We start from the raw sequence: 22293 nt of genomic DNA, 5'->3' as shown, positions 1-22293 counted from the left end.
ACGCCCGTGCCGGCAATGCCCGGTCATCGACCAGGTGCATGACGCTGGTCAAGGGCTGGCCGAAGGTCTATAACAGCCCAGCCATCCCCATACGGCCTGGAGGCTGTAACCCATGCTCAAGCTTCACGGATTCTCGGTCAGCAACTACTACAACATGGTCAAGTTGGCGCTGCTGGAGAAAGGTGTGCCTTTCGAAGAAGTCACCTTCTACGGTGGCCAGGCGCCGGGGGCGCTGGAAGTCAGTCCGCGCGGCAAGGTGCCAGTGCTGGAGACCGAACAGGGCTTTCTCAGCGAAACCAGTGTGATTCTCGACTACATCGAGCAGACGCAAGCGGGCAAGGCCCTGCTGCCGAGCGACCCGTTCGCTCAGGCGAAAGTGCGCGAGCTGGTGAAGGAAATCGAGCTGTACATCGAGTTGCCAGCCCGTACCTGCTACGCCGAATCGTTCTTCGGCATGCCGGTCGAGCCGCTGATCAAGGAGCGGGCCCGCACAGAGCTGCTGGCGGGTTTCGCCACACTCAAGCGCAATGGGCGTTTTGCCCCTTATGTCGCCGGGGAGACGTTGACGCAGGCTGACCTGATGTTCGCGTTTTCGGTAGACCTGGCCTGTGCGGTCGGCAAGAAAGTGCTGGGCATCGATTTTCTCGCGGACTTCCCGCAGGCCAAGGCATTGCTGCAACTGCTGGGCGAGAACCCGCACATGGCGCGGATCGTGGCAGACAAGGAGGCGGCAATGCCGGCCTTCATGGAGCTCATCCGCAGCGGCAAACGCTGACGCCGCGGCACAGCCCACGCGGGCAAGCCAGCAACTGGCGTGCCCGCGAGCGAGGGCGAGGGCCAGGCCCTCGCACTGGCGTTTTAACGTGAAGCGAGCAAGGCCTTGCCGCGCACCACGGCCGCACGCACCTGCGCCGGCGCCGTACCACCGACGTGGTCACGCGCATTCACCGAGCCTTCCAGGGTCAGCACGGCGAACACATCCTGCTCGATCTGATCGCTGAATTGACGCAGCTCGTCCAGGCTCATTTCGGCCAGGTCCTTGCCGGTGTCAACGCCATACTTCACCGCGTGGCCGACGATCTCGTGGCAGTCGCGGAACGGCAAGCCGCGGCGCACCAGGTAGTCGGCAAGGTCGGTGGCGGTAGAGAATCCGCGCAGCGCCGCTTCGCGCATGATGGCGTGCTTGGGCTTGATCGCCGGGATCATGTCGGCGAAGGCGCGCAGCGAATCGCGCAGGGTGTCGGCGGCGTCGAACAGCGGCTCCTTGTCCTCCTGGTTGTCCTTGTTGTAGGCCAGCGGCTGGCCTTTCATCAGGGTCAGCAGGCCAGTCAGGGCGCCAAATACGCGGCCGCTCTTGCCACGTACCAGCTCCGGCACATCGGGGTTCTTTTTCTGCGGCATGATCGAGCTGCCGGTGCAGAAGCGATCAGGCAGGTCGATGAACTGGAACTGCGCACTGGTCCACAGCACCAGCTCTTCGGAGAAGCGCGACAGATGCATCATCGCGATGCTTGCAGCGGCGCAGAATTCGATGGCGAAGTCACGGTCGGAAACGCCGTCCAGCGAGTTGCCCGATACCGCTTCGAAGCCCAGCAGCTTGCAGGTCAGCTCACGGTCGATCGGGTAGGTGGTGCCAGCCAGCGCGGCGCTGCCCAGGGGCATGCGGTTGGCGCGCTTGCGGCAATCGAGCAGGCGCTCGTGGTCGCGGCTGAGCATCTCGAACCAGGCCAGCAGGTGGTGACCGAAGGTGACCGGCTGGGCCGTCTGCAGATGGGTGAAGCCGGGCATGATGGTTTCGGCCTCGCGCTCGGCCTGCTCCAGCAGACCCTGCTGCAGACGGGTGATCTCGCCCAGGATCAGGTCGATTTCATCACGCAGCCACAGGCGGATATCGGTCGCGACCTGGTCGTTGCGGCTGCGACCGGTGTGCAGCTTCTTGCCGGTGATGCCGATGCGGTCGGTCAGGCGCGCTTCGATGTTCATGTGCACGTCTTCGAGGTCGACGCGCCAATCGAAGCTACCTGCTTCGATTTCGCCCTGGATGGTCTTCAGGCCATCGATGATGGTGTCACGCTCGGCATCGCTGAGCACGCCGACCTGCGCCAGCATGGTGGCGTGGGCGATCGAACCCATGATGTCGTGGCGGTACAGGCGCTTGTCGAAGTCGACCGACGCGGTGAAACGGGCGACGAAAGCGTCGACGGGCTCACTGAAGCGGCCGCCCCAGGACTGATTGGTCTTGTCAGTGCTCATGGATTCACTCATTGCAGGCGTGAACGAAAAAATTGGCGCCGATGATAGCAGGGTTGAGCCCGCTGCCGCAGGGCATCGGTCAGCAGAAAACGCTGCGAACCCTCGGCAAAGATGGGTGTTGAGGATATTCACGGATTGAACGGCAGTGTTCCATGGACCGTCTACAGTTGGACAGAGCACTGGCAGTGTTTCTGCCGGCTCAGTGAATCTTTGGCCTTCGCACCGGTCTAGAGCGTGACCGCAGTGTCGCTCGACCTGCTCTTGTCTACGCTACACCCGTGCGAGACTCACTCAGGAATCCAGAGCAATTATGAATGTCCTGATCGTTGATGACGAACCCCAATCCCGCGAACGCCTGACCCGGCTGTTCGCCGAACTGGAGGGCTACACCGTGTTGGAGCCCAGCGCCACCAACGGCGAAGAGGCCTTGGCGCTGATCGAGAGCCTCAAACCGGATGTGGTGCTGCTGGACATCGGCATGCCTGGCCTGGATGGCCTGCAGGTCGCCGCACGCTTGTGCGAGCGTGAAGCGCCGCCGTCGGTGGTGTTTTGCACCGGTGACGATGAATACGGAGCCGAGGCGTTCCAGCACAGCACCCTCAGCCACGTGACCAAACCTATCCAGCCGCAGACCTTGCGCGATGCCTTGCGCAAGGCCGACAAGCCCAACCGTGCTCAATTGGCCGCACTGACCCGCCCGGGCACTGAGGGCGGCAGTCCGCGTAGTCATATCAGTGCTCGCACGCGCAAAGGTATCGAGCTGATACCGCTGCCGCAGGTGATCTATTTCATTGCCGATCACAAGTACGTGACGCTGCGCCACGAGGCCGGGGAAGTGCTCCTGGACGAGCCGCTCAAGGCACTGGAAGACGAGTTCGGCGAGCGCTTCGTGCGCATCCACCGCAACGCACTGGTGGCCCGTGAGCGCATCGAACGCTTGCAACGCACGCCGCTTGGGCACTTCCAGCTGTTTCTCAAGGGGCTCGAGGGCGATGCGCTGACCGTCAGCCGTCGGCATGTAGCGGGTGTGCGCAAGATGATGCAGACGCTGTGAGCCGCTAGCAGTCCGGCCCGATCCTGACCCAGGTCTGCAAGCGATGCCGGTGATGCTGTTATCATCAGCGGCATTTCTCTGCATCGGGGCGTTTCATGTCCACTCGCGAAATCCGCATCGCCACCCGTAAAAGTGCCTTGGCCCTGTGGCAGGCCGAATACGTCAAAGCCCGTCTCGAGCAGGCCCATCCCGGCCTGCAGGTGACCTTGGTGCCCATGGTCAGCCGCGGCGACAAGCTGCTCGATGCACCGTTGGCCAAGATTGGCGGCAAGGGCCTGTTCGTCAAGGAGCTGGAAACAGCCCTGCTGGAGGATCAAGCCGACATCGCCGTGCATTCGATGAAGGACGTGCCCATGGACTTCCCGCAGGGGCTGGGCCTGTACTGCATCTGCGAGCGCGAAGACGCGCGCGACGCCTTCGTTTCGAACCATTTCGCCAGCCTCGACGCGTTGCCGGCAGGCAGCATCGTCGGCACCTCCAGCCTGCGTCGCCAGGCGCAACTGCTGGCCCGCCGGCCCGACCTGACCATTCATTTCCTGCGCGGCAACGTCAATACGCGCCTGGCCAAGCTCGATGCTGGCGAATATGACGCCATCATCCTCGCCGCCGCCGGTCTGATCCGCCTGGGCTTCGAGGAGCGCATCACCGCTGCTATCAGCGTCGAGGACAGCCTGCCGGCCGGTGGCCAGGGCGCGGTGGGTATCGAATGCCGCAGCGCTGACAGCGAAATTCATGCGCTGTTGGCGCCGTTGCACCATGCCGATACCGCTGACCGTGTGGTTGCCGAGCGTGCTTTGAACAAGCGCCTCAATGGCGGCTGCCAAGTGCCGATCGCCTGCTATGCGGTGCTTGAAGGCGATCAGCTGTGGCTGCGCGGCCTGGTCGGTCAGCCTGATGGCGCCAACCTGCTGATGGCCGACGCCCGCGCACCACGGGCGAACGCCGAAACCCTCGGTGTACAGGTGGCCGAAGACTTGCTGGGCCAGGGCGCCGAAGCCATTCTCAAGGCGGTCTATGGCGAGGCAGGCCATCCGTGAGTCGTTGGCGCCTGTTGCTGACCCGGCCCGAAGCGGACTGCGCGGCACTGGCGCAGACACTGGCCGCCGCAGGTATCGCCAGCAGCAGCCTGCCGTTGCTGGCCATCGAGCCGCTGCCGCGAAGTGACGCGCACATTCGGCAATTGGCCGCACTCGCCGGCTGCCAGGCGATCATCGTGGTCAGCAAGCCTGCGGCACGCTTGCTGCTCGAGCGCTTGCACGAAGCGGGCATCCAGGCGCCACCGCGAGGCTGGTTCAGCGTCGGGGAAGCCACGGCGGCAGTCTTGCAGGCGGCAGGTTTGCAGGTGACATATCCGGCCCTGGGCGACGACAGCGAGGCGCTGCTCGCGCTGCCGGCCCTGCGCCAGGCGATCGCTGGCGCCAGGGTACAGGTGATGATCGTGCGCGGCGTGGGAGGTCGTGAACTGCTGGCCGAGCGTCTTGCAGAGCAAGGTGCTAGTGTCGATTATCTGGAACTGTATCGGCGCTGCCTGCCGGACTATCCGTCCGGCACCCTGGTACGTCGCATACAAGCGGAACGCCTCAATGGCCTGGTGGTCAGCAGTGGACAGGGTCTTGAACACTTGCAGCAGATGGCGGGCGCCGATTGGCCGCAGGTGGCCAGCCTGACACTGTTCGTACCGAGCGCGCGGGTGGCTGAACACGCCCGGGCCGCCGGAGCCCAACAAGTTGTGGATTGCCGTGGCGCGAACGCCACGGCCTTGCTGGCAGCTGTGCAGCGCAGTGCTGCACCTGCCTCCTAAGGCGCTGTGAGCGCCCCCATGCAAAGGATGGATACGTGAGCGAAACTGTCTTGTCCAACAATGATCAGCCGTCGGCAACGGAGCCGACGCACCCCATCACCGACAAGCCCGTAAAGCGCTCTGGCAACGGTCTGGCCGTGCTGGCGCTGCTGCTGGGCGCTGCCGGCGTCGCCGTCGGCGGCTGGGGTGTGTGGCAGGTTCGGCAGCTGCAAGGCAACGAACTCAATCAAGGCGAGCACATCGAAGCGCTCAACCAACGCGCCGAGGCGTTGCAGCAGCGTGAGCAGCAGATCAGCGCGCAGCTGGCCAGCCTGCCGGCCGCCAACGAACTCGAAGACCGCCGCCGCCTGGTGGCGCAATTGCAGGGCGATCAGCAACGCCTGAGCCAGAAGCTGGAAACCGTGTTGGGCGAAAGCCGCAAGGAGTGGCGCCTGGCCGAGGCCGAGCACCTGCTGCGTCTGGCCACCTTGCGTCTCTCGGCCCTGCAGGACATCACCAGCGCCAAGGCCTTGGTCGAAGGCGCCGATCAGATCCTGCGCGAGCAGAGCGACCCCGGCAGTTTCGCCGCCCGCGAGCAATTGGCCCGCAGCCTGGCCATGCTCAACAACACCCAGCAACCAGACCGCACCGGGCTGTTCCTCAAGCTCGCCGCCCAGCGCGACCTGGTGCAGGAACTCAGCGCCCAGTCACCAGAATTCGCCAGCGACGCCGATGCGCTGGGCGCGCTCAGCGCCGATGGCGATGTCAGCAGTCGTCTGTCGCAATGGTGGGCAGAGATCTCCAAGTACTTCCAGGTCGATTTCAACGCCGATGACAACGTGCGGCCCTTGCTGGCCGGTCAGCAGCTGAACCAGCTGCGCCTGGCCTTGAGCCTGACCATCGAGCAGGCCCAGTGGGCGGCGCTCAACGGCGAGGCCAAAGTCTACAGCCAGGCGCTGGACGACGCGCGCAGCGTGCTGCTGGCCAATTTCAACGCCGACAACCCGCAAAGCAAGGCAATGCTCGACAGCCTCAACGCATTGGCCGACGAGCCGGTTGCGGTTGCCACCCCGGACCTGAGCGAAAGCCTGGCTGCAGTGCAGGCGTATATCCAGCGTCGCCACCTGCCGGCCGAGGCTGAAGGGAGCAAACCATGAAGCGCATGTACCTGCTGGCGGTGCTGGCAATCGTGGTAGCGGCGGCGCTGGGTATCGCCGTGGCCAAGCATACGGGCTACGTGCTGATCGCCTACGGTGGGTTCCGCTATCAGTCGGGCTTGTGGGCGGCTTTGGCGGCGTTGCTCGTCCTGGTGCTGGTGGTGCTGCTGCTGCGCTACCTGATCGTCCTGGTGCTGACCTCCAGTGGCGTGCTCAACCCTTGGTCGCGGCGCAACCGTAGCCGTCGCGTGCGCGTGGCGATCGAACAGGGCCAGCTGGACCTGGCGGAAGGCCGCTGGGCCAGCGCCCAGCGCCACCTGCACCGCGCTGCCGAAGCTGAGCGCCAGCCCTTGATGTATTACCTCGGTGCCGCCCGCGCGGCCAACGAGCAAGGCCGCAAGGAAGACAGCGACAACCTGCTCGAGCGCGCCCTGGAGCGCCAGCCGCAGGCTGAGCTGGCGATCGCCCTGACCCATGCGCAGCTGCAAATGGACCGTGGCGAGCGTGATGAAGCACTGGAAACGCTGTTGGCCATGCAGGCCCGCCACCCGCAGAACACCCAGGTCCTGCGCCTGCTGCAGCGTCTGCATCTGGAGCGTGGCGACTGGTCGTCGCTGATTCGCCTGCTGCCTGACCTGCGCAAGGCCAAGGTCTTGCCGGCGGCAGAACTGGCGGCGCTGGAACAGCGGGCCTGGGGCCAGAACCTGGGTCTGGCCGCTACCCGCGGCGACGATGCGCAGGCCGCGCGACAGGCGCTGGAATTGGCGTGGCAGCAGCTGACCTCAGCGCAACGCCAGGAGCCTCAACTGGTGCTGGCCTATGCCGAACAGTTGCGTCAGGTCGGTGCTCAGGGCGAGGCGGAGCAGGTGTTGCGCACTGCGCTCAAGCGCCAGTACGAGAGCCACTTGGCACGTCTCTATGGGCTGGTGCGCGGCGATGATCCGGCGCGTCAGTTGCAGACGGCCGAAGGCTGGCTCAAGGAACATCCGCAAGACCCAAGCCTGCTCCTCACCCTGGGCCGGTTGAGCCAGCAAAACCGCCTGTGGGGCAAGGCGCGCGACTACCTGGAAAGCAGCCTGCGCCTGGAGCGCAATCCGGAAACCTGCGCCGAACTGGCCCGGCTGCTGGCCAGCCTGGGTGAAACCGAGCGCAGCAACCAGTTGTTCCAGGAAGGCCTGGGCCTGCTCGACGAGCGCCTGTTGGCGCTGCCGCTGCCAGAAACAGCACGCGCCTGAGGCAGTCATGGGCCCCGCCAAGTGCGCGGGCCCATGGGCTCGGTAATTAAGCCGAGACACTTCGTTAGTTATGCTGCGGCCTCCCCGGAAGTTTCCTACAGCACTAATAGAAACTTCCTTCGCTATACAGCGACTTCTCATTCCAGTAGCGCCTTGAAACAAGACTGGGCTTTCCTCTACCGTTCCAAATCAATTCATTTCTTCTGGGACATCACTGCCCATGCCGACGGCCAGTCCGCGCATTTTATTCGTTTGGGCATGCCTTGCCTCGCTGGCGGTGCTGAGCGCGTCTTTTTATCTGGAAAGCGTTATTGGGCTGGTGCCCTGCCCGTTGTGTTTCAGCCAGCGCGTACTACTCGGTGGCTATGCGGCGGTATGTCTCGGTGCGGCGCTGCATGATCCCGGTATTGCCGGCCTGCGCCTGTATGCGCGCACGGCGCTGTCGTGCGCTGCCGCTGGCGCCTTGTTGGCGGCACGGCATGTCTGGCTGCAGGGCGCCAACGCCATAAGCCCTGTCTGCCCATTGCCGATCGGCCGGATATTCGAGATGTCCTGGCGCGAGGTCGCCCGGCAGCTGCTGTTTGGTGGCCCTGATTGCAGTGCGTTGACCTGGAGCTTCATCGACCTGACCCTGCCCGAATGGAGCCTGCTGGCCTTCTTGCTGCTGGCGGCGCTGCCGCTGAGCTGCCTGCTGGCGTGTCGGTTTCGTGCACTGCGCAATTATCCAGCCTGATCTTCGCCCGCTGCAGCTGGCACGACCAGCGGTGCCCGGCGAGCGTATTAAACGCTTGTATGAACTTAGTCGGCTGCGTACCTTGATGCTCAGCACCTGCGGGAATAATCTCCCTGCACGCCTATTGAAAACACAACTGCCCGATGCCGTTCTGCTGATGTCACCTGTGTGCCGCACGGTCGTGGTGCCAGGTGCAGCGGCATCCACCCAGAAGGGAAGAGATCGCCATGCTCGATAGTTGTCAGAACGCCCAGGAACGCTGGGGTGGGGTTCACAAGCTGATCGACCGTTGGCTGAATGAGCGCCATGACCTGGTGCAGGCGTTCCGCGCGCTGCGCGACGCCAAGCCGGCCTTCGCCGACAAGGACCAGAACCGCGATTTCTGCGCGATTCTGGTCGACTACGTTTCGGCCTGGCATTTTGAAGTCAGCGAGCAACTGGTGACCGAAGCCAAAGCCTTCGGTGATGAGAAAGCGCTGAAACTGGCCGAAGAGATCAATCCGCGCATCAACGACATCACCCAGATCGCCCTGGCCTTCAACGACCATTGCGAAAAGGGCGAATGCAAGGACACCGAGCGCTTTGCCGAAAAACTCGGCAAGCTGGGTAGCCTGCTGCATGAGCGCTTCGAGCTGGAAGACTGCCTGATCGAAGTGCTGCACAACGCGCACAAGGAAGAAGGCGCGGTACAGGCCTGAAGGTCGCCGTCAGTCGGCGACCGCCAGCAGTTCGATCTCGAACACCAAGGGCGTATACGGCGCGATCAGATCGCCTGCGCCCTCGGCGCCGTAGGCCAGCGCTGACGGAATCACCAGGCGCCAGGTCGAGCCGGCTGTCATGTGCGGCAGCGCGATGCGCCATCCTTCGATCACCGAATCCAGGCTGAACCACTGTGGTTGCTGGTTTTGGTCGAAAACCGTGCCGTCGGGCAGCTTTCCTGTGTAACGCACCTGCACTTTGCCGCCGGCTTTCGGCTGCGCACCGGTGCCGTGCTTCACCTCGGTGTACAGCACGCCCTCGGCCAGCGCCTGCGCGCCTTGCCTGGCTCGCTCGCTGGCCATGAAACGGCTTTCCACCGCCTGTATACGGTCCATTTCGGCCTGCTCCGCCGCTTTGCTGGCTTGTGCTTCATGCGCCTGCAGGATCGCTTCGATGCGCGCCTGGTCCAGGCTCAGTGGCTGGTTCTGGTAGGACTGACGCAGGCCTTCTACCAGCGCATCGAGCTGCAAGCCAGGCATTTCCTGGCGCAGGCGCTCGCCCAGGCTTGCGCCAAGGCTGTAGGCCAGATCGTGGTCGTTGGCAGGTATGACAGCGGGTGCTGCCAGCCCATGGGGCGCCAACAAGCACAAACCGATAGCAAAATAACGCAGCATGGGTAACTCCAGCTCGGTGAACGCGTGATTATGCCAGCGTTGCTGCAGGTGCTCAGGTAAATATCAGCAACGTCTTGTTAAACAACTACCCTGCAACAAGCTGCCTGATGACGACTTTGCCCAGGCATGCAACGCGGTGCTTGCGCTACTGTCCACATGCCCTAGCGGCGGCAGCAGCACAAGCATAGTATGGGCCGCACTCTCATCAGTCAGGAGGTAAACCATGTCGGCAAAAAAGAAGCCAGTAAGTACGCCGTTACACCTGCTCCAGCAACTTTCGGGCAGCCTGCTCGAACATTTGGAAGAAGCCTGTGCGCAAGCGCTGGCTGATGCGGAGAAACTGCTGGCCAAGTTGGAAAAGCAGCGCGGCAAAGCTCAGGAAAAACTGCACGATGGGCGTCTGAAGTTGCAGGATTCAGCCAAGGCTGGCAAAGCCAAGGCGCAGAACAAGGCGCAAAAGGCCGTCGGCGAACTCGAAGAGTTGCTCGACTCGCTCAAGGACCGTCAGACCCAAACGCGCATTTATATCCAACAGCTCAAGCGCGACGCACAGGAAAGCCTGAAGCTGGCTCAGGGCGTTGGCAAGGTACGCGAGGCCGCTGGCAAGGCCCTCGACCAACGTGCCGCCGCAGCCACTGCCACACAACCGGGCGCAGCCAAAGCATCGACCCGCAGCGCCAGCAAAGCGGCGGCGAGCAAGCCTGCAAGCGAGCCGGCTACCCGCAAAGCACCTGCGCGTGCTGCGGCCAAGCCAGCAGTCAAACCAGCTGCCGCTAAAGCGCCGGCCAAAGCCGCTGCTGCCGCTGCTGCTAAGCCTGCGAGCAAACCAGCCGCTACCCGGACCGCTGCCGCCAAGCCAGCCGCCAAGCCAGCTGCCGTCAAGGCACCAGCGCGCGCTGGCGCGAAACCGGCTGCAGCCAAGGCACCTGCCAAGGCTGGCGCTGCAACCAAGCCTGCAACCAAGCCCGCTGCTGCCAAGGCGCCAGCCAAGGCAAGCCCCGGCAAGCCAGCAGCCAAGCCTGCAACCAGGGCCTCTGCCAAGCCGGCCGCTGCGCAAGCTGAGCAAGGCACCACGGCTACGGCGGATGCCGATAAACCGATGACCAACTCGGCCAATCCCTCGGCCACCTCGACTCAGGCGCCGTCTTCGGCCTCCTGAAGCCCTGTGGCCGCGACGCGCAAGCTGCCCAGCGCGTCGTGGCCACGGGCCTGCTCCGGCGCCAGCCGATCCAGCCAATCATGCGCACACTCGGCGTTCTCGCCTGACCAGCCCTGAGCGCATTGCTCGAGCCTGTGCAGCAGGGTTCTCTCCGCTTGCAACTCCAAGTCCTTGAGCTGTTCACGTACTGCGGCCAGCTGCCGATCGTGCAGGGCTGCCGTGCGCCATTGCTGGCGCAATGCACGCAATGGCGTGACCACATCTTGCTGCCATGGCCCGGCGATGGCCTGCAACTGACCGGCGCGTGCTTCGCTGAACGCGATCGCACGGCGCTGTAGCCACGTCGCACACAGCAGCAGGCAGACGTCGCCGCCCAGCGCCTGCAGCTCCAGGCAGGCCGCTTCGATACCTGGGCGTGCGTAGAGCGCCAGGGCGTGATTCCACAGGTCGGTGCACATGATTCCACTCACGCTGCGGGCCGAGGAAGCTGGTAGACTCCGCGACCACTATGATCAGACTATCCAACCTCACTTTACAGCGTGGTCCGCAGCGCTTGCTAGAAGGCGCCGAGATGACCCTGCACGCCGGTCACAAGGCCGGCCTGATCGGCGCCAACGGCGCCGGAAAATCCAGCCTGTTCGCGCTGCTGCGCGGTGAGCTTTCGCCTGACGCCGGCGACTGCCAACTGCCCAGCGATTGGCGCATTGCCCACATGCGCCAGGAGGTCGACACCCTCGAGCGCCTGGCGGTGGACTATGTGCTCGACGGCGATGCGCGCCTGCGCAAGGTCCAGGCCGAGTTGGCGGTGGCCGAGCAGGCCCACGACGGCACGGTATTGGCGCGCCTGCACAGTGAGTTGGAAGTGGCCGACGGTTATACCGCCGACGCCCGCGCGCGCAAGTTGCTGGCCGGCCTTGGCTTCACCAACGAGCAAATGGATCGCCGCGTCGGCGACTTCTCCGGCGGCTGGCGGATGCGCCTCAATCTGGCCCAGGCGCTGATGTGCCCGTCCGACCTGCTGTTGCTCGATGAACCGACCAACCACCTCGACCTCGACGCGATCCTGTGGCTGGAAGACTGGCTCAAAGGTTATCCCGGCACGCTGTTGCTGATCTCCCACGACCGCGATTTCCTCGACGCCGTGGTCGACCACGTGCTGCACGTCGAACAGCGCAAGCTCAACCTGTACAAGGGCGGCTACAGCGCCTTCGAGCGCACCCGTGCCGAGCGCCTGGCGCAGCAGCAACAGGCGTACGAGAAACAGCAGGCGCAGCGCGCGCACATGGAAAAGTACATCGCCCGCTTCAAGGCCCAGGCCACCAAGGCCCGGCAGGCGCAGAGCCGTATCAAGGCACTGGAGCGCATGGAGGAGCTGTCGGCGGCCCACGTCGACTCGCCATTCGATTTCGTCTTCCGCGAGTCGCAGAAGATTTCCAGCCCGCTGCTGAGCCTGTCCGAGGGTCGCCTGGGCTACGGCGACAAGGCGATCCTGGAGAAGGTCAAGCTGCAACTGGTGCCGGGTGCACGCATCGGTCTGCTCGGCCCCAACGGCGCAGGCAAGTCGACCTTGATCAAGAACCTTGCCGGCGAACTCGAGCCGCTTGGCGGCCGTCTGGTGCGCGGCGAGAACCTCGCAGTGGGTTACTTCGCCCAGCACCAGCTCGACTCGCTGGACGACAAAGCCAGCCCGCTCCTGCACCTGCAGCGCATCGCCCCGACCGAGCGCGAGCAGACCTTGCGCGACTTCCTGGGCGGGTTCGATTTCCACGGTGACCGCGTCGACGAGCCGGTGGTGAATTTCTCCGGTGGCGAAAAGGCCCGCCTGGCGCTGGCCCTGATCGCCTGGGAGCGGCCCAACCTGCTGTTGCTCGATGAACCGACCAACCACCTGGACCTGGAGATGCGTCTGGCCCTGACCATGGCCTTGCAGGAGTTTGCCGGCGCCGTGGTGGTGGTGTCTCACGATCGACACCTGCTCAAGAGCACCACCGACGATTTCCTGCTGGTGGCCGATGGCAAGGTCGAGCCTTTCGATGGCGACCTGGACGATTACAGCCGCTGGCTGGTCGAGTACCGCCAGCGCAGTGCACCGGCCAGTAGCGCGTCGGTGAACCCGGACAAGACCGACAAGAAAGCCCAGCGTCAGGCCGCTGCCGCCCTGCGCCAGCAGCTGGCGCCGCACAAGAAGGCCGCGGACAAGCTCGAGGCCGAGTTGAACCAGGTCCATGCCCAGTTGGCCGAGGTCGAGGCAGCACTGGGCGATGCCGGCGTGTACGAGGCAGCGCGCAAGGACGAACTGCGCGATCTGCTGGGGCGCCAGAGCACGCTCAAGCAACGCGAAGGCGAGCTTGAGGAGGCCTGGATGGAGGCCTTGGAAACCTTGGAGAGCATGCAGGCCGAGCTCGAAGCGCTGTCCTGAGTGAGCGCGGGGTAGGGCGATGATGCCGAGCCCCGCGCGAATACCATTGCAGGCGACAGAATCCGCTGGTTATTTTTTCGCCGACACCTTAGCTTTAACCTTTTGCAACAGTTGCTCGAGCGAGGTGTGGGATGTCGATGGAAGTGTGGCTGGGCTTCTTTGCTGCGTGCTGGGTCATCAGCCTGTCGCCAGGCGCTGGGGCCATCGCCTCGATGTCCAGCGGCCTGCAATATGGTTTTTGGCGCGGTTACTGGAATGCCCTGGGCCTGCAGATCGGCCTGGTCGCTCAGATCGCCATCATCGCTGCCGGGGTTGGTGCGATTCTCGCCGCCTCGGCCACCGCGTTCCAGCTGATCAAATGGTTCGGGGTGGCCTACCTTGTCTATCTGGCCTACAAACAGTGGCGGGCACTGCCGATGGACATGGCCGATCCTTCCACGCTGCGCCCGATCGGCAAGCCGCTGAGCCTGGTGTTCAGGGGGTTTCTGGTCAACGTCAGCAACCCCAAGGCGCTGGTGTTCATGCTCGCCGTGCTGCCGCAGTTCATCGACCCGCATGCCCCCCTGCTGGCGCAGTACATCGCCATCGCCGTGACCATGGTCAGCGTCGACTTGCTGGTAATGGCGGGGTACACCGGCCTGGCTTCGCGGGTACTGCGCCTGCTGCGCACGCCCAAGCAGCAAAAGCGTCTGAACCGAACCTTTGCTGGTCTGTTCATCGGCGCCGCCACCTTCCTCGCAACCCTGCGCCGCGCGCCGATCTGACGCGCCCAGGTGCCTGCCCGACAAAGCCGTTGATCGAATCGAGTCGTACCCGCCTGCCAGGTGTCTACCCGAAGGCGGGTGGCCACGATCATCTGCTTACCATCAACCAAGCCGCGCCGACGCCCTGGGTGATCGGCCGGTGGAGGAGGCACCATGGAACAACCGAACCATCATTTCTCGGAAATTTTCAAGCAACTGGGTCTGCCTGACGATCCGGTGGAAATCGAGCGTTTCATCACCACGCACTCGCCGCTGGAAGACGATGTGAAGCTGGTCGACGCCCCATTCTGGAATGAAGGGCAGCGGGCGTTTCTGAAGGAAAGCTATACCGCCGATGCAGACTGGATCCCGATGATCGACCAGCTCAACGAGGCGCTGCACGAGAAGAAGAAATAAAGCGCCGAGTGGCACCTGACGACTGATCGGCCGTTGCTATGCTCAGGTAAAACAATAGGGGATAGCGTGATGAAAGATCCCTATGCACCGGCGTTCTGGTGCGCCGTGACAGTCCTGGGCACCCTGACGGCCGGTTATTTCTACGGCATCCGCCACACCCACCAGATGAGCCAGGCCGTGCAGTTCCTGTATGCCGCCGCTGCGGTCACTGCCGCAGTGGCGCTGGCCACTCTGACCTGGATAGCCTGGCAGCAACTGCACCTGAACAAGCGTGAAGTGATTCAGGGCCGCACACTGCTGACCATCTGGAATACCAAGGTGGCACTACGCCGAGTCGAGACCGTGTTCGATCGCTACTTCTGGGGCAGCTATTGGCATTCCGGACGTACCTTCGAAGAGGTCATGGGCGAACTCAAAGGCACGCCGCTCGAGCAGAGCCTGGACGCGCTCAAGCACCAGTGCCGCGCACTCGACCGGGAGATCCACGATCACCATCACCACTGGCTGGCCAATGCCCGCGACCTTTCCAGCGTAGCCACGGCCATGGCCCGTGAGCGCTATCAGCTGGACCTCGGTGAGCCGTCAGGCAACCGCCAAGGCAACACTGCGGTGCTCAACCGGGATCTTGAAGTGCTGGTCTATACCTGGTCGGCACGTCTGCGCAGCTTCGACCATCAGCTCGACGAGCTGGAGCGCGCCTACCACTGAATGGCCTGTCACTCACCGCGGATGTACTGCTCCAGTTGCACGATGAGATTGGCCTGCTCGGCAATGGTTTCCTTGACCAGGTCACCGATCGACAGCAGCCCGAGCAATTCGCCGTTGGCCACCACCGGCAAATGGCGCAGGTGACGATTGGTCATGAGGTTCATGCAGAACTCGAGATTCTGCTTGGGCTCTACCGTGACCACTGGCGCGCTCATGATATCGCGCACCGGGGTGGCCGCTGACGAGCGCCCTTTGAGCACCAGCTTGCGGGCGTAGTCGCGTTCACTGACGATCCCCACCACCTGATTGTCCTGCACTACCGGCAGCGCGCCGACGTTCTTCTCCGCCAGCAGTTTCAACGCGTCGAGCACCGAATCATCCGGGCCGATGGTGTAGACGGTGTGGTGATCGGACTTGGACTTGAGGATTTGTTCGACGGTCTTCATACGGGCCTCTGCGGGGGAGAATACGAGTGCTGGATGTAACTAAAGCATCGTGTACGCCGGCTTGCACGGCAATGCAGGAAACGGCATCGAGCCGATTGAAAAACGTCATGACGAGCTACAGCCGCTGCCGACTGGATGCCGGCAGCGGCTGATCGGACGTGCGGCTCAGAGTGAAGGCATCTGCCCGATCCGCGCCACCATCTCGCTGACCACCTGCAGGTCCAGCTCGAACTGCTCCACCGTCTTGAACTCGTTGTCGTTGTGCCCGGTGTACTTCACGTCTGGCATCGCCAGACCGAATTGCACGCCGTTGGGCAGATCGTGCACCGAGGTGGCGCCAGCGGAGGTGCCGTACTCATGTTTCATGCCGAGGTTTTCGCTGGCCACGTCGAGCAAGGCCTTGACCCACTCGCCCTCGGGGTTGCGGTACATCGGCTCGTCGAGGCTGTAGTCGAAGGCGACCGAGGTGTGCTGCTGGCGGGTCCACTGGCCGAGCTTGTCGGCAATCTGGTCCTTGAGCGTTGCCAGTGGCTTGCCCTTGGGGATGCGCAGGTTGACGGCCAGCTTCACGCCTTTGTCATCCACGCCCACGAAGGTTGGCGAGGCGGTCAACGGGCCCATGAAACTGTCCTTGAAACCGATGCCGAGCTTGCCGCCCAGGTAATCCAGCCCCCAATTGTCGGCCGCGTAATGGGCCGCGTCGGTGAAGTGGTTGTGCTTGAGCGGCACCTGCTTGCCCAGGCCTGCAAGGAAGTCGAGCATGCGGGCCACGGGGTTGACGCCGGACTCAGGCTCCGAGGAATGCGCGGACACGCCGGTCACGGTCAGCACCACCTTGCCGTCTTCGGCCTTGGCCTCGATGCTGAAGTCCTCGCCGTTGCGCTGGCGATAATCTGCGCCAGCCTTTTGCAGCTGCGCGGCCAACTCGGCGGGCTGGTCGCTGAGCAGGGTCGCCACCGAGGTGGTGGGGATCTGGTTGGTCGCCAGGCCGCCGGTCAGGTCGGTGATCTCTGCGCCTGCGCCGGTGGCTGGGCGCTTGCTGAAGCTCGCCATGACCGTGCCATAGCCCTTCTCGGCGATCACCACCGGATAACCGCCGTCCAGCGCCAGGTTGTAGTCCGGCGTCGGGTTGCGCTCGAAGTAGTAGGGAATGGCGTCGCCGCTGGTTTCTTCAGTGGTATCGATCAGCAACTTGAACTGTCGGGCCAGCGGCAGGTTTTCATCCTTGGCAACCTTGAGCGCATACAGCGCGACGATAATGCCGTTCTTGTCGTCTTCGGTGCCACGGCCGTACATGCGGTCGCCCACCAGGGTGACCTTGAACGGATCGAGGCGGGTACCGTCGGCGAGCTTCCAGTTATCCGGGTTGACCGGCACCACATCGGCATGGGCGTGGATGCCGACCACTTCCTTGCCCTGGCCTAGCGAAATCTCGTAAACCCGATTGTCGACGTTGCGAAACGCCAGCCCGAAGCGATCGGCCAGGGCCTTGATCTTGTCGGCGATCTTCACGAACTCGGGATTTTCGTGCTGTGCCACGCCCTCGACGGCGAAGGTGGGGATGGCGACCAGCTCGCGCAAATCCTGCTTCGCAGCCTTGGCGTACTTGATGCGCGTGTACAGGCCCAACAAGCGATTGATCTGGTTGTGCTGCTCGGCGTCCAGCGACTTGCCGGCCAGGTAGGCGTCCAAGGTGGCCGCAAGATCATCGACCTTGGCCAAGTCGCTGGCCTTGAGCTTGCCGAGAAACTGCTTGAAGTCGGCCGGTTGGCTATCGGCGAAGGCACCTACGATGGCGCTGGACTGCTGTTGGGTGAGATTGGCCTGCGCCGACTGGATGGACAGGCCGAGGCTGGCCAGCAGCAAGGCCGTGGCGGTGAGTTTGTTCAGGGACATGTGTCGCGCATTCCTTCGCAAGCGGGTAAGAAAAGCCACGCTAACACCATTGCTTCTGGTACGGGAGTCCTGCTGATGCGACATGTCGCACAAATGAAAAAGGCCCGCTTTGTCCAAGCGGGCCTTTCTCTACTCGAGCGTTGCCTGGAGTCACAGCCCGTTGGGCAAGAACCGAGTGGCGCCGCTGACATCGTCGATTTTCTTGATACGAAATGCCTTGATGCAGGTTTCGTTGCGGGTGTTGCTGTCAGGGCAGTAGTGGTGGACGAAGTCGTTGAAGGCCATGTCCTGGCCGTTCACACTTAGCACCCGCTTGTAGTACTCGCCCTGAATACCCTGTGCCTGACGCGCGCCGGTGACTTCCTGGTCAACGACCAGGCGGCCATGCAAGTCCACGTTGGGGAATGCAGGTTCTTCCTGCAGGCAGCCGCCCAGCAGCAGGCCGGCCGTAGCCAGCATGATCAGTCGTAGCATGATGTTGTCTCAGCTTCGGGCTGCCCAGGCAAGCGCGTGGGCAGCGCCATGGATGGTCACTCGCCGAACAGGCCGCCCGCGCGTTTCACTTCGGCCTTGCCGACGTCTTCGAGCAAGGACTTGGCGCCCGAGCTGACGTTGCGCGCGGCATCGGCGTTGGACTGAATCATGTCGGTACGCGCGGCGCTGTCGCGCAGTTCGGCATCGATGTAGTCGTTGGCGCGGGCCACCTGGGCTTTTTTCGCTTGCAGCTTCAGGCGTCGTTCTTCGAGCTCCAGCGCCCGCAGTTCGTCCTCGAACGATTCCTCGCGGGTTTGCACGCGCTTGCGCTCAGCTGCCTGTGCCTGATGCTGCTCGGCGGCGCGCTGGGAAGCCGCACGCTGGGCTGCCGCACGCTGTTGGCGCGCAGCGGCTTCGCGCGCTTCGGCGCGCTGCTCGGCGGCGGCTGCCTGGCGCAGACGCTCGGTTTCCAATGCCGCCTGGGATTGTTTGGTCTGCTGCTCGATCTGGTACAGCTGGTCGAACTGACCGGCCGCAGCGCCAGTCGCCGCCAAGACAAGGGTGGTGGCCAGAACTACTCGCTTCATGGCTCAGGCCTCAGGTGGTCTTGGGATCGGGGCAGGTGGCGTTCGGCTGGATGCGCGTCTCGTTGGACAGGGTCATGACCATCAGCGAGATGTCACCGACCTTGAAATCGCACGGACGGCCCACCTGCGCCGAGGTGTAGACCTTACCGTTTTCCGAGTAGCCGATCAGTACACCCGGTACCAGCGTGGTATCGCTGACCAGCGAGCCCGCCAGCGCACCAACGCCGCCGCCTGCCACGCCACCGACGATGGCGGTGTCCTTGTTGTGCCCAGCGCCCAGCGCTGCACCGCCCAGCGCGCCCAGCACGCCGCCGATGACCATGGCCGCTTTCTGGTTCTTTTCGTTGCTGACCTTGATGCGGGTCGGCGATACCGTGATGATTTTCACGGTCTTGGCTTCTTGCTGGGTATTCACCTGACTGGCATCGAACACATCGGCTTGGTACTGCTCGCCGGTCGCTTGGCAACCCACCAGCGCAGCGGCAACGGTCAAAGCCAGACAGTGTTTCAGCATTTTCATTCCTGGATCCCTGGAGAGAGTGATTGATCGGCAAGCGATCAAATTACGGGTACGGCAAAGTGCCATCATTCTAGCGGGATGGATCCAATCAGGTAAAGTCGATGGAACTAATTTTGAATTGAGGTGTCGCGTCGCCAGCGTCGATTACACAAAACTCAAACCCCAGAAACGACAAAGCCCGCTCAAGGCGGGCTCTGGAAGGTATGGCGCACTCGGCGGGATTCGAACCCACGACCCCTGCCTTCGGAGGGCAGTACTCTATCCAGCTGAGCTACGAGTGCAACGCGCAGGCATGATACCCATCTCCTGCGAGAACGTCCATGGCCTTGATCTAAGGTTACTTTTCCGGCGGTGTCGCCATCGGCCGGTCGTGGCCTCGAGAACAATCTAACCATATGCCAACTCGGTATTTCCGCTACTGGTCTAGGCCCGCATAGCATCTGGTCACAACTTGTTATAACAAGTATTCGATCAGCGAAGAGACCCATGGCCGACCTGCTCCCCTTTTCTCCCGTTCCGCTCTACACCCAGCTCAAGGACCTGCTGCGCGAGCGCATTCTCGATGGCAGCTATGCACCGCACAGCCGCATGCCCTCGGAAAGCGAACTGGGCAAGGCCTTTGCGGTGAGCCGCATCACCGTGCGCCAGGCGCTTGGCGACCTGCAGAAAGAAGGACTGATTTTCAAGATCCATGGCAAAGGCACGTTCGTCGCCAAGCCCAAGGCGTTCCAGAACGTCAGCACCCTGCAGGGCCTGGGCGAGTCGATGACGCAGAGGGGCTATGAGGTGATCAACCGCCTGCGCAGCCTGCGCCATGTGCCTGCCAACGCCGTGGTCGCTGCGCGCTTGCAGCTCGAGGAAGGCAGCCTGGTTACTGAAATTCGCCGCGTGCGCTTGATCAATCGCGAGCCGGTATCTCTGGAAATCACCTGGCTGCCCAAGGCTGTCGGCGAAAAACTGGAGCAGGCCGACCTGGTCACCCGAGACATTTTCCTGCTGCTGGAAAACGACTGCGGCATCGCCTTGGGTCACGCTGACCTGGCCATCGATGCGGTGCTCGCCGACAGCGACTTGACCCAGGCGCTACAGGTGGAGGAGGGCGCGCCGATCATGCGTATCGAGCGTCTGACCCATGCCGCCGATGGTACGCCGCTGGACTTCGAGCACCTGTATTACCGCGGCGATGCCTTCCAGTACCGCCTGCGCATCGACCGCCAGAAGGGGAGCAACGTATGAGTATCGAAACCCAGGACTACGACATCATCGTCATCGGCGGCGGCACGGCCGGCCCCATGGCCGCGATCAAGGCCAAGGAGCAGGACAAGAGCCTGCGCGTGTTGTTGCTCGACAAAGCCAATGTCAAACGCAGCGGTGCCATCAGCATGGGCATGGATGGCCTGAACAACGCCATCATTCCCGGGCATGCGACCGCCGAGCAGTACACCAAGGAAATCACCGTCGCCAACGACGGCATCGTCAACCAGGCCACCGTGCATGCCTATGCGACGCACAGCTTTGAAACCATCGAGCAGCTCGACCGCTGGGGCGTGAAGTTCGAAAAGGATGAAACCGGCGATTACGCGGTGAAGAAGGTCCATCACATGGGCGCGTATGTACTGCCCATGCCCGAAGGCCACGACATCAAGAAAGTGCTGTATCGCCAGCTCAAGCGCGCCCGGGTCGACATCACCAATCGCATGGTCTGTACCCGCATATTGCTCGATCAACAGGGCGCCGCTGCTGGTGTCATGGGTTTCGATTGCCGCAGCGGTGGATTTCGCGTGGTCCGTGCCAAGGCGGTGATTCTCGCCTGTGGCGCGGCGGGGCGTTTGGGCCTGCCTTCGTCGGGCTACCTGATGGGCACCTACGAGAATCCGACCAACGCCGGCGACGGCTACGCCATGGCCTACCATGCCGGGGCCGAGCTGGCCAATCTCGAATGCTTCCAGATCAACCCGTTGATCAAGGACTACAACGGCCCGGCGTGTGCCTATGTGACCGGCCCGCTCGGCGGTTACACCGCCAACAGCAAGGGCGAGCGCTTCATCGAGTGCGACTACTGGAGCGGCCAGATGATGTGGGAGTTTCATCAGGAACTCGAAGGCGGCAATGGTCCGGTGTTTCTCAAGCTCGATCACCTGGCCGAGGAAACCATTCAGAACATCGAAGAGATCCTGCACAGCAACGAGCGCCCCAGCCGTGGCCAGTTCCATGCCGGGCGTGGCACCGACTACCGCCAGCACATGGTCGAGATGCATATCTCCGAGATCGGTTTTTGCTCGGGCCATTCGGCCTCGGGGGTGTGGGTCAACGAGAAGGCCGAGACCAGCGTTCAGGGCCTGTATGCCGCCGGAGACATGGCGGCGGTGCCGCACAACTACATGCTGGGCGCGTTCACCTACGGATGGTTTGCCGGCGTGAACGCGGCGCACTACGTGGCCGGGCGGGCGTTTGCCGAGGTCGATGATGGGCAGGTCGAGCGCGAGCGCACACGGGTGTTCGCCCCGTTGCAGCGTGAGCATGGCCTACCGCCAGCGCAAGTCGAGTACAAGTTGCGGCGCATGGTCAACGATTACCTGCAGCCACCGAAGGTGACCAAGAAGATGCAGATCGGCCTGGCGCGCTTTGCCGAGATCGAGCGAGATCTCGAACAGATCAAAGCCAGCAATCCGCATGAGCTGATGCGTGCGATGGAGGTCTCGGTCATCCGCGACTGTGCCGAAATGGCCGCGCGGGCCTCGCTATTTCGCGAGGAGAGCCGCTGGGGCCTGTACCACCATCGGGTCGATTTCCCCGAGCGCAACGATAGTGAGTGGTTCTGCCACTGCCATTTGAAAAAAGACCAGAACGGCGAAATGACCAGCTTCAAGAAGGCCGTCGAGCCTTACCTGATCGCGCTGGACGCCCAGGAACAGACCGCCTATGACCGGCTGCGCGTGAAAGCCGACGCTGCCTGAATAAAACCGAGGGCTCAAGGCCCCAAGGACTCCGTGAAATGGCTTACCAGCCCCAGGAAATCTTCTTTCGCAGCAGTGCCCCGGTGACCATCGACGAAGACAAGTGCATCGCCGATAAAGGTTGCACCGTCTGTGTCGAGGTCTGCCCCATGGACCTGTTGGCGATCAACCCGGCCACGCAAAAAGCCTACATGGCCTTCGACGAGTGCTGGTACTGCATGCCCTGCGAAAAAGACTGCCCCACGGGCGCGGTGAAGGTCGATATCCCGTACCTGCTGCGCTGATTCATCCCCGCCATCCGGCGAACCACCGGACGCGCCTCCTGCCTCGCCCCTCGTTTCCCACCCCCCGCACCGGGCGGCGGAGACGATTTCAGCATCCA

At 63.2% G+C, this 22293-nt stretch carries 24 protein-coding genes and 1 tRNA gene; 16 read left to right on the top strand and 9 right to left on the bottom strand.

Features of this window, described 5'->3' with window-relative positions:
* The first annotated feature begins 112 nt into the window (after positions 1 to 112).
* Positions 113 to 775: a glutathione S-transferase gene (locus tag ACLEJW_RS06510; protein ID WP_145184161.1), complete on the top strand. Its 663-nt coding sequence runs from the start codon at positions 113 to 115 to the stop codon at positions 773 to 775.
* 83 nt (positions 776 to 858) lie between these two features.
* Here the strand turns inward: ACLEJW_RS06510 and argH are convergent, their stop codons facing one another.
* Positions 859 to 2253, bottom strand: coding sequence for an argininosuccinate lyase (gene argH, locus ACLEJW_RS06505; protein ID WP_145184158.1), 1395 nt, complete (start codon positions 2251 to 2253; stop codon positions 859 to 861).
* Between the two features lie 310 nt (positions 2254 to 2563).
* Here argH and ACLEJW_RS06500 point away from each other — a divergent pair, with 310 nt between their 5' ends.
* The 7 genes from ACLEJW_RS06500 (at position 2564) to rsd (ending at position 8910) form a co-directional block, all read left to right on the top strand.
* Positions 2564 to 3307, top strand: coding sequence for a LytR/AlgR family response regulator transcription factor (locus ACLEJW_RS06500; RefSeq protein ID WP_145184155.1), 744 nt, complete (start codon positions 2564 to 2566; stop codon positions 3305 to 3307).
* Positions 3308 to 3402: 95 nt separating this feature from the next.
* Complete coding sequence (gene hemC / locus ACLEJW_RS06495) at positions 3403 to 4344, top strand: hydroxymethylbilane synthase (protein WP_145184152.1); 942 nt, start codon at positions 3403 to 3405, stop codon at positions 4342 to 4344.
* Positions 4341 to 5108 (top strand): uroporphyrinogen-III synthase, encoded by a 768-nt coding sequence (locus tag ACLEJW_RS06490; RefSeq protein WP_440777261.1) that lies wholly within the window; start codon positions 4341 to 4343, stop codon positions 5106 to 5108. Before hemC ends, ACLEJW_RS06490 begins: the two co-directional genes overlap by 4 nt.
* 35 nt (positions 5109 to 5143) lie before the next feature.
* Positions 5144 to 6244 (top strand): uroporphyrinogen-III C-methyltransferase, encoded by a 1101-nt coding sequence (locus tag ACLEJW_RS06485; RefSeq protein WP_313295490.1) that lies wholly within the window; start codon positions 5144 to 5146, stop codon positions 6242 to 6244.
* Positions 6241 to 7479 (top strand): heme biosynthesis protein HemY, encoded by a 1239-nt coding sequence (locus ACLEJW_RS06480; RefSeq protein WP_145184144.1) that lies wholly within the window; start codon positions 6241 to 6243, stop codon positions 7477 to 7479. Before ACLEJW_RS06485 ends, ACLEJW_RS06480 begins: the two co-directional genes overlap by 4 nt.
* 220 nt (positions 7480 to 7699) lie before the next feature.
* Positions 7700 to 8212, top strand: coding sequence for a disulfide bond formation protein B (locus ACLEJW_RS06475; RefSeq protein WP_440777260.1), 513 nt, complete (start codon positions 7700 to 7702; stop codon positions 8210 to 8212).
* A 227-nt stretch (positions 8213 to 8439) separates the two neighbouring features.
* A complete protein-coding gene (gene rsd / locus ACLEJW_RS06470) occupies positions 8440 to 8910 on the top strand; it encodes a sigma D regulator (RefSeq protein ID WP_145184138.1) in 471 nt (156 codons plus the stop codon).
* Positions 8911 to 8919: 9 nt separating this feature from the next.
* Here rsd and ACLEJW_RS06465 read toward each other — a convergent pair whose 3' ends face one another.
* Positions 8920 to 9585, bottom strand: a complete 666-nt coding sequence (locus ACLEJW_RS06465; RefSeq protein WP_440777259.1) for an FKBP-type peptidyl-prolyl cis-trans isomerase — start codon at positions 9583 to 9585, stop codon at positions 8920 to 8922.
* 223 nt (positions 9586 to 9808) lie between these two features.
* Here ACLEJW_RS06465 and ACLEJW_RS06460 point away from each other — a divergent pair, with 223 nt between their 5' ends.
* Positions 9809 to 10744: an AlgP family protein gene (locus tag ACLEJW_RS06460; RefSeq protein ID WP_440777258.1), complete on the top strand. Its 936-nt coding sequence runs from the start codon at positions 9809 to 9811 to the stop codon at positions 10742 to 10744.
* Here ACLEJW_RS06460 and ACLEJW_RS06455 read toward each other — a convergent pair.
* Positions 10720 to 11202, bottom strand: coding sequence for a TIGR02444 family protein (locus ACLEJW_RS06455; RefSeq protein ID WP_313454951.1), 483 nt, complete (start codon positions 11200 to 11202; stop codon positions 10720 to 10722). The two genes, ACLEJW_RS06460 and ACLEJW_RS06455, sit on opposite strands and share 25 nt — an antisense overlap.
* A 50-nt stretch (positions 11203 to 11252) precedes the next feature.
* Here ACLEJW_RS06455 and ACLEJW_RS06450 point away from each other — a divergent pair, with 50 nt between their 5' ends.
* From ACLEJW_RS06450 to ACLEJW_RS06435, 4 genes are all read left to right on the top strand, one after another.
* Positions 11253 to 13163, top strand: coding sequence for an ATP-binding cassette domain-containing protein (locus ACLEJW_RS06450; RefSeq protein WP_440777257.1), 1911 nt, complete (start codon positions 11253 to 11255; stop codon positions 13161 to 13163).
* A 131-nt stretch (positions 13164 to 13294) separates the two neighbouring features.
* Positions 13295 to 13927: a LysE family transporter gene (locus ACLEJW_RS06445; RefSeq protein WP_145184123.1), complete on the top strand. Its 633-nt coding sequence runs from the start codon at positions 13295 to 13297 to the stop codon at positions 13925 to 13927.
* Positions 13928 to 14080: 153 nt separating this feature from the next.
* Positions 14081 to 14323, top strand: coding sequence for a DUF2789 domain-containing protein (locus ACLEJW_RS06440; RefSeq protein ID WP_145184120.1), 243 nt, complete (start codon positions 14081 to 14083; stop codon positions 14321 to 14323).
* A gap of 69 nt (positions 14324 to 14392) precedes the next feature.
* Positions 14393 to 15031, top strand: a complete 639-nt coding sequence (locus tag ACLEJW_RS06435) for an NADH:ubiquinone oxidoreductase subunit N (protein ID WP_145184118.1) — start codon at positions 14393 to 14395, stop codon at positions 15029 to 15031.
* A gap of 8 nt (positions 15032 to 15039) precedes the next feature.
* Here ACLEJW_RS06435 and ACLEJW_RS06430 read toward each other — a convergent pair whose 3' ends face one another.
* The 6 genes from ACLEJW_RS06430 to ACLEJW_RS06405 form a co-directional block, all read right to left on the bottom strand.
* Positions 15040 to 15477 (bottom strand): CBS domain-containing protein, encoded by a 438-nt coding sequence (locus tag ACLEJW_RS06430; protein WP_313645643.1) that lies wholly within the window; start codon positions 15475 to 15477, stop codon positions 15040 to 15042.
* A 165-nt stretch (positions 15478 to 15642) separates the two neighbouring features.
* Complete coding sequence (locus ACLEJW_RS06425; protein WP_440777256.1) at positions 15643 to 17373, bottom strand: dipeptidase; 1731 nt, start codon at positions 17371 to 17373, stop codon at positions 15643 to 15645.
* Between the two features lie 150 nt (positions 17374 to 17523).
* Positions 17524 to 17847 carry a hypothetical protein gene (locus tag ACLEJW_RS06420; RefSeq protein WP_313295475.1) on the bottom strand — a complete coding sequence of 108 codons (324 nt, stop codon included), beginning with the start codon at positions 17845 to 17847 and terminating at the stop codon, positions 17524 to 17526.
* 56 nt (positions 17848 to 17903) lie between these two features.
* On the bottom strand, positions 17904 to 18434 hold the full coding sequence (locus tag ACLEJW_RS06415) for a DUF5384 family protein (RefSeq protein ID WP_145184105.1): 531 nt from the start codon (positions 18432 to 18434) through the stop codon (positions 17904 to 17906).
* Positions 18435 to 18444: 10 nt separating this feature from the next.
* Entirely contained in the window at positions 18445 to 18948 is a 504-nt protein-coding gene (locus ACLEJW_RS06410) for a hypothetical protein (RefSeq protein WP_313295471.1), read from the bottom strand.
* A gap of 210 nt (positions 18949 to 19158) precedes the next feature.
* Positions 19159 to 19235, bottom strand: a tRNA-Arg gene (locus ACLEJW_RS06405).
* 205 nt (positions 19236 to 19440) lie between these two features.
* Between ACLEJW_RS06405 and ACLEJW_RS06400 the strand changes: the two genes are divergently transcribed.
* The 3 genes from ACLEJW_RS06400 to ACLEJW_RS06390 are packed head-to-tail and all read left to right on the top strand — an operon-like array spanning position 19441 to position 22195.
* Positions 19441 to 20190, top strand: a complete 750-nt coding sequence (locus tag ACLEJW_RS06400) for a GntR family transcriptional regulator (RefSeq protein ID WP_313454960.1) — start codon at positions 19441 to 19443, stop codon at positions 20188 to 20190.
* Positions 20187 to 21911: a fumarate reductase/succinate dehydrogenase flavoprotein subunit gene (locus ACLEJW_RS06395; RefSeq protein ID WP_440777255.1), complete on the top strand. Its 1725-nt coding sequence runs from the start codon at positions 20187 to 20189 to the stop codon at positions 21909 to 21911. The genes ACLEJW_RS06400 and ACLEJW_RS06395 overlap by 4 nt, the downstream gene beginning before the upstream one ends.
* Positions 21912 to 21949: 38 nt before the next feature.
* On the top strand, positions 21950 to 22195 hold the full coding sequence (locus ACLEJW_RS06390) for a 4Fe-4S dicluster domain-containing protein (RefSeq protein WP_046616397.1): 246 nt from the start codon (positions 21950 to 21952) through the stop codon (positions 22193 to 22195).
* Positions 22196 to 22293 lie beyond the last annotated feature (98 nt).

The sequence above is a fragment of the Pseudomonas sp. SMSB3 genome (assembly GCF_052041965.1).
Taxonomy (GTDB): Bacteria; Pseudomonadota; Gammaproteobacteria; order Pseudomonadales; family Pseudomonadaceae; genus Aquipseudomonas.
This window is presented reverse-complemented; position numbering and strand designations above follow the sequence as displayed.

Coding starts and splice junctions, on each gene's coding strand:
- ACLEJW_RS06510 (WP_145184161.1), top strand. CDS start 113: ATGCTCAAGCTTCACGGATTCTCGGTCAGCAACTACTACAACATGGTC.
- argH (WP_145184158.1), bottom strand. CDS start 2,253: ATGAGCACTGACAAGACCAATCAGTCCTGGGGCGGCCGCTTCAGTGAG.
- ACLEJW_RS06500 (WP_145184155.1), top strand. CDS start 2,564: ATGAATGTCCTGATCGTTGATGACGAACCCCAATCCCGCGAACGCCTG.
- hemC (WP_145184152.1), top strand. CDS start 3,403: ATGTCCACTCGCGAAATCCGCATCGCCACCCGTAAAAGTGCCTTGGCC.
- ACLEJW_RS06480 (WP_145184144.1), top strand. CDS start 6,241: ATGAAGCGCATGTACCTGCTGGCGGTGCTGGCAATCGTGGTAGCGGCG.
- ACLEJW_RS06475 (WP_440777260.1), top strand. CDS start 7,700: ATGCCGACGGCCAGTCCGCGCATTTTATTCGTTTGGGCATGCCTTGCC.
- rsd (WP_145184138.1), top strand. CDS start 8,440: ATGCTCGATAGTTGTCAGAACGCCCAGGAACGCTGGGGTGGGGTTCAC.
- ACLEJW_RS06465 (WP_440777259.1), bottom strand. CDS start 9,585: ATGCTGCGTTATTTTGCTATCGGTTTGTGCTTGTTGGCGCCCCATGGG.
- ACLEJW_RS06460 (WP_440777258.1), top strand. CDS start 9,809: ATGTCGGCAAAAAAGAAGCCAGTAAGTACGCCGTTACACCTGCTCCAG.
- ACLEJW_RS06455 (WP_313454951.1), bottom strand. CDS start 11,202: ATGTGCACCGACCTGTGGAATCACGCCCTGGCGCTCTACGCACGCCCA.
- ACLEJW_RS06450 (WP_440777257.1), top strand. CDS start 11,253: ATGATCAGACTATCCAACCTCACTTTACAGCGTGGTCCGCAGCGCTTG.
- ACLEJW_RS06445 (WP_145184123.1), top strand. CDS start 13,295: ATGTCGATGGAAGTGTGGCTGGGCTTCTTTGCTGCGTGCTGGGTCATC.
- ACLEJW_RS06440 (WP_145184120.1), top strand. CDS start 14,081: ATGGAACAACCGAACCATCATTTCTCGGAAATTTTCAAGCAACTGGGT.
- ACLEJW_RS06435 (WP_145184118.1), top strand. CDS start 14,393: ATGAAAGATCCCTATGCACCGGCGTTCTGGTGCGCCGTGACAGTCCTG.
- ACLEJW_RS06430 (WP_313645643.1), bottom strand. CDS start 15,477: ATGAAGACCGTCGAACAAATCCTCAAGTCCAAGTCCGATCACCACACC.
- ACLEJW_RS06425 (WP_440777256.1), bottom strand. CDS start 17,373: ATGTCCCTGAACAAACTCACCGCCACGGCCTTGCTGCTGGCCAGCCTC.
- ACLEJW_RS06420 (WP_313295475.1), bottom strand. CDS start 17,847: ATGCTACGACTGATCATGCTGGCTACGGCCGGCCTGCTGCTGGGCGGC.
- ACLEJW_RS06415 (WP_145184105.1), bottom strand. CDS start 18,434: ATGAAGCGAGTAGTTCTGGCCACCACCCTTGTCTTGGCGGCGACTGGC.
- ACLEJW_RS06410 (WP_313295471.1), bottom strand. CDS start 18,948: ATGCTGAAACACTGTCTGGCTTTGACCGTTGCCGCTGCGCTGGTGGGT.
- ACLEJW_RS06400 (WP_313454960.1), top strand. CDS start 19,441: ATGGCCGACCTGCTCCCCTTTTCTCCCGTTCCGCTCTACACCCAGCTC.
- ACLEJW_RS06395 (WP_440777255.1), top strand. CDS start 20,187: ATGAGTATCGAAACCCAGGACTACGACATCATCGTCATCGGCGGCGGC.
- ACLEJW_RS06390 (WP_046616397.1), top strand. CDS start 21,950: ATGGCTTACCAGCCCCAGGAAATCTTCTTTCGCAGCAGTGCCCCGGTG.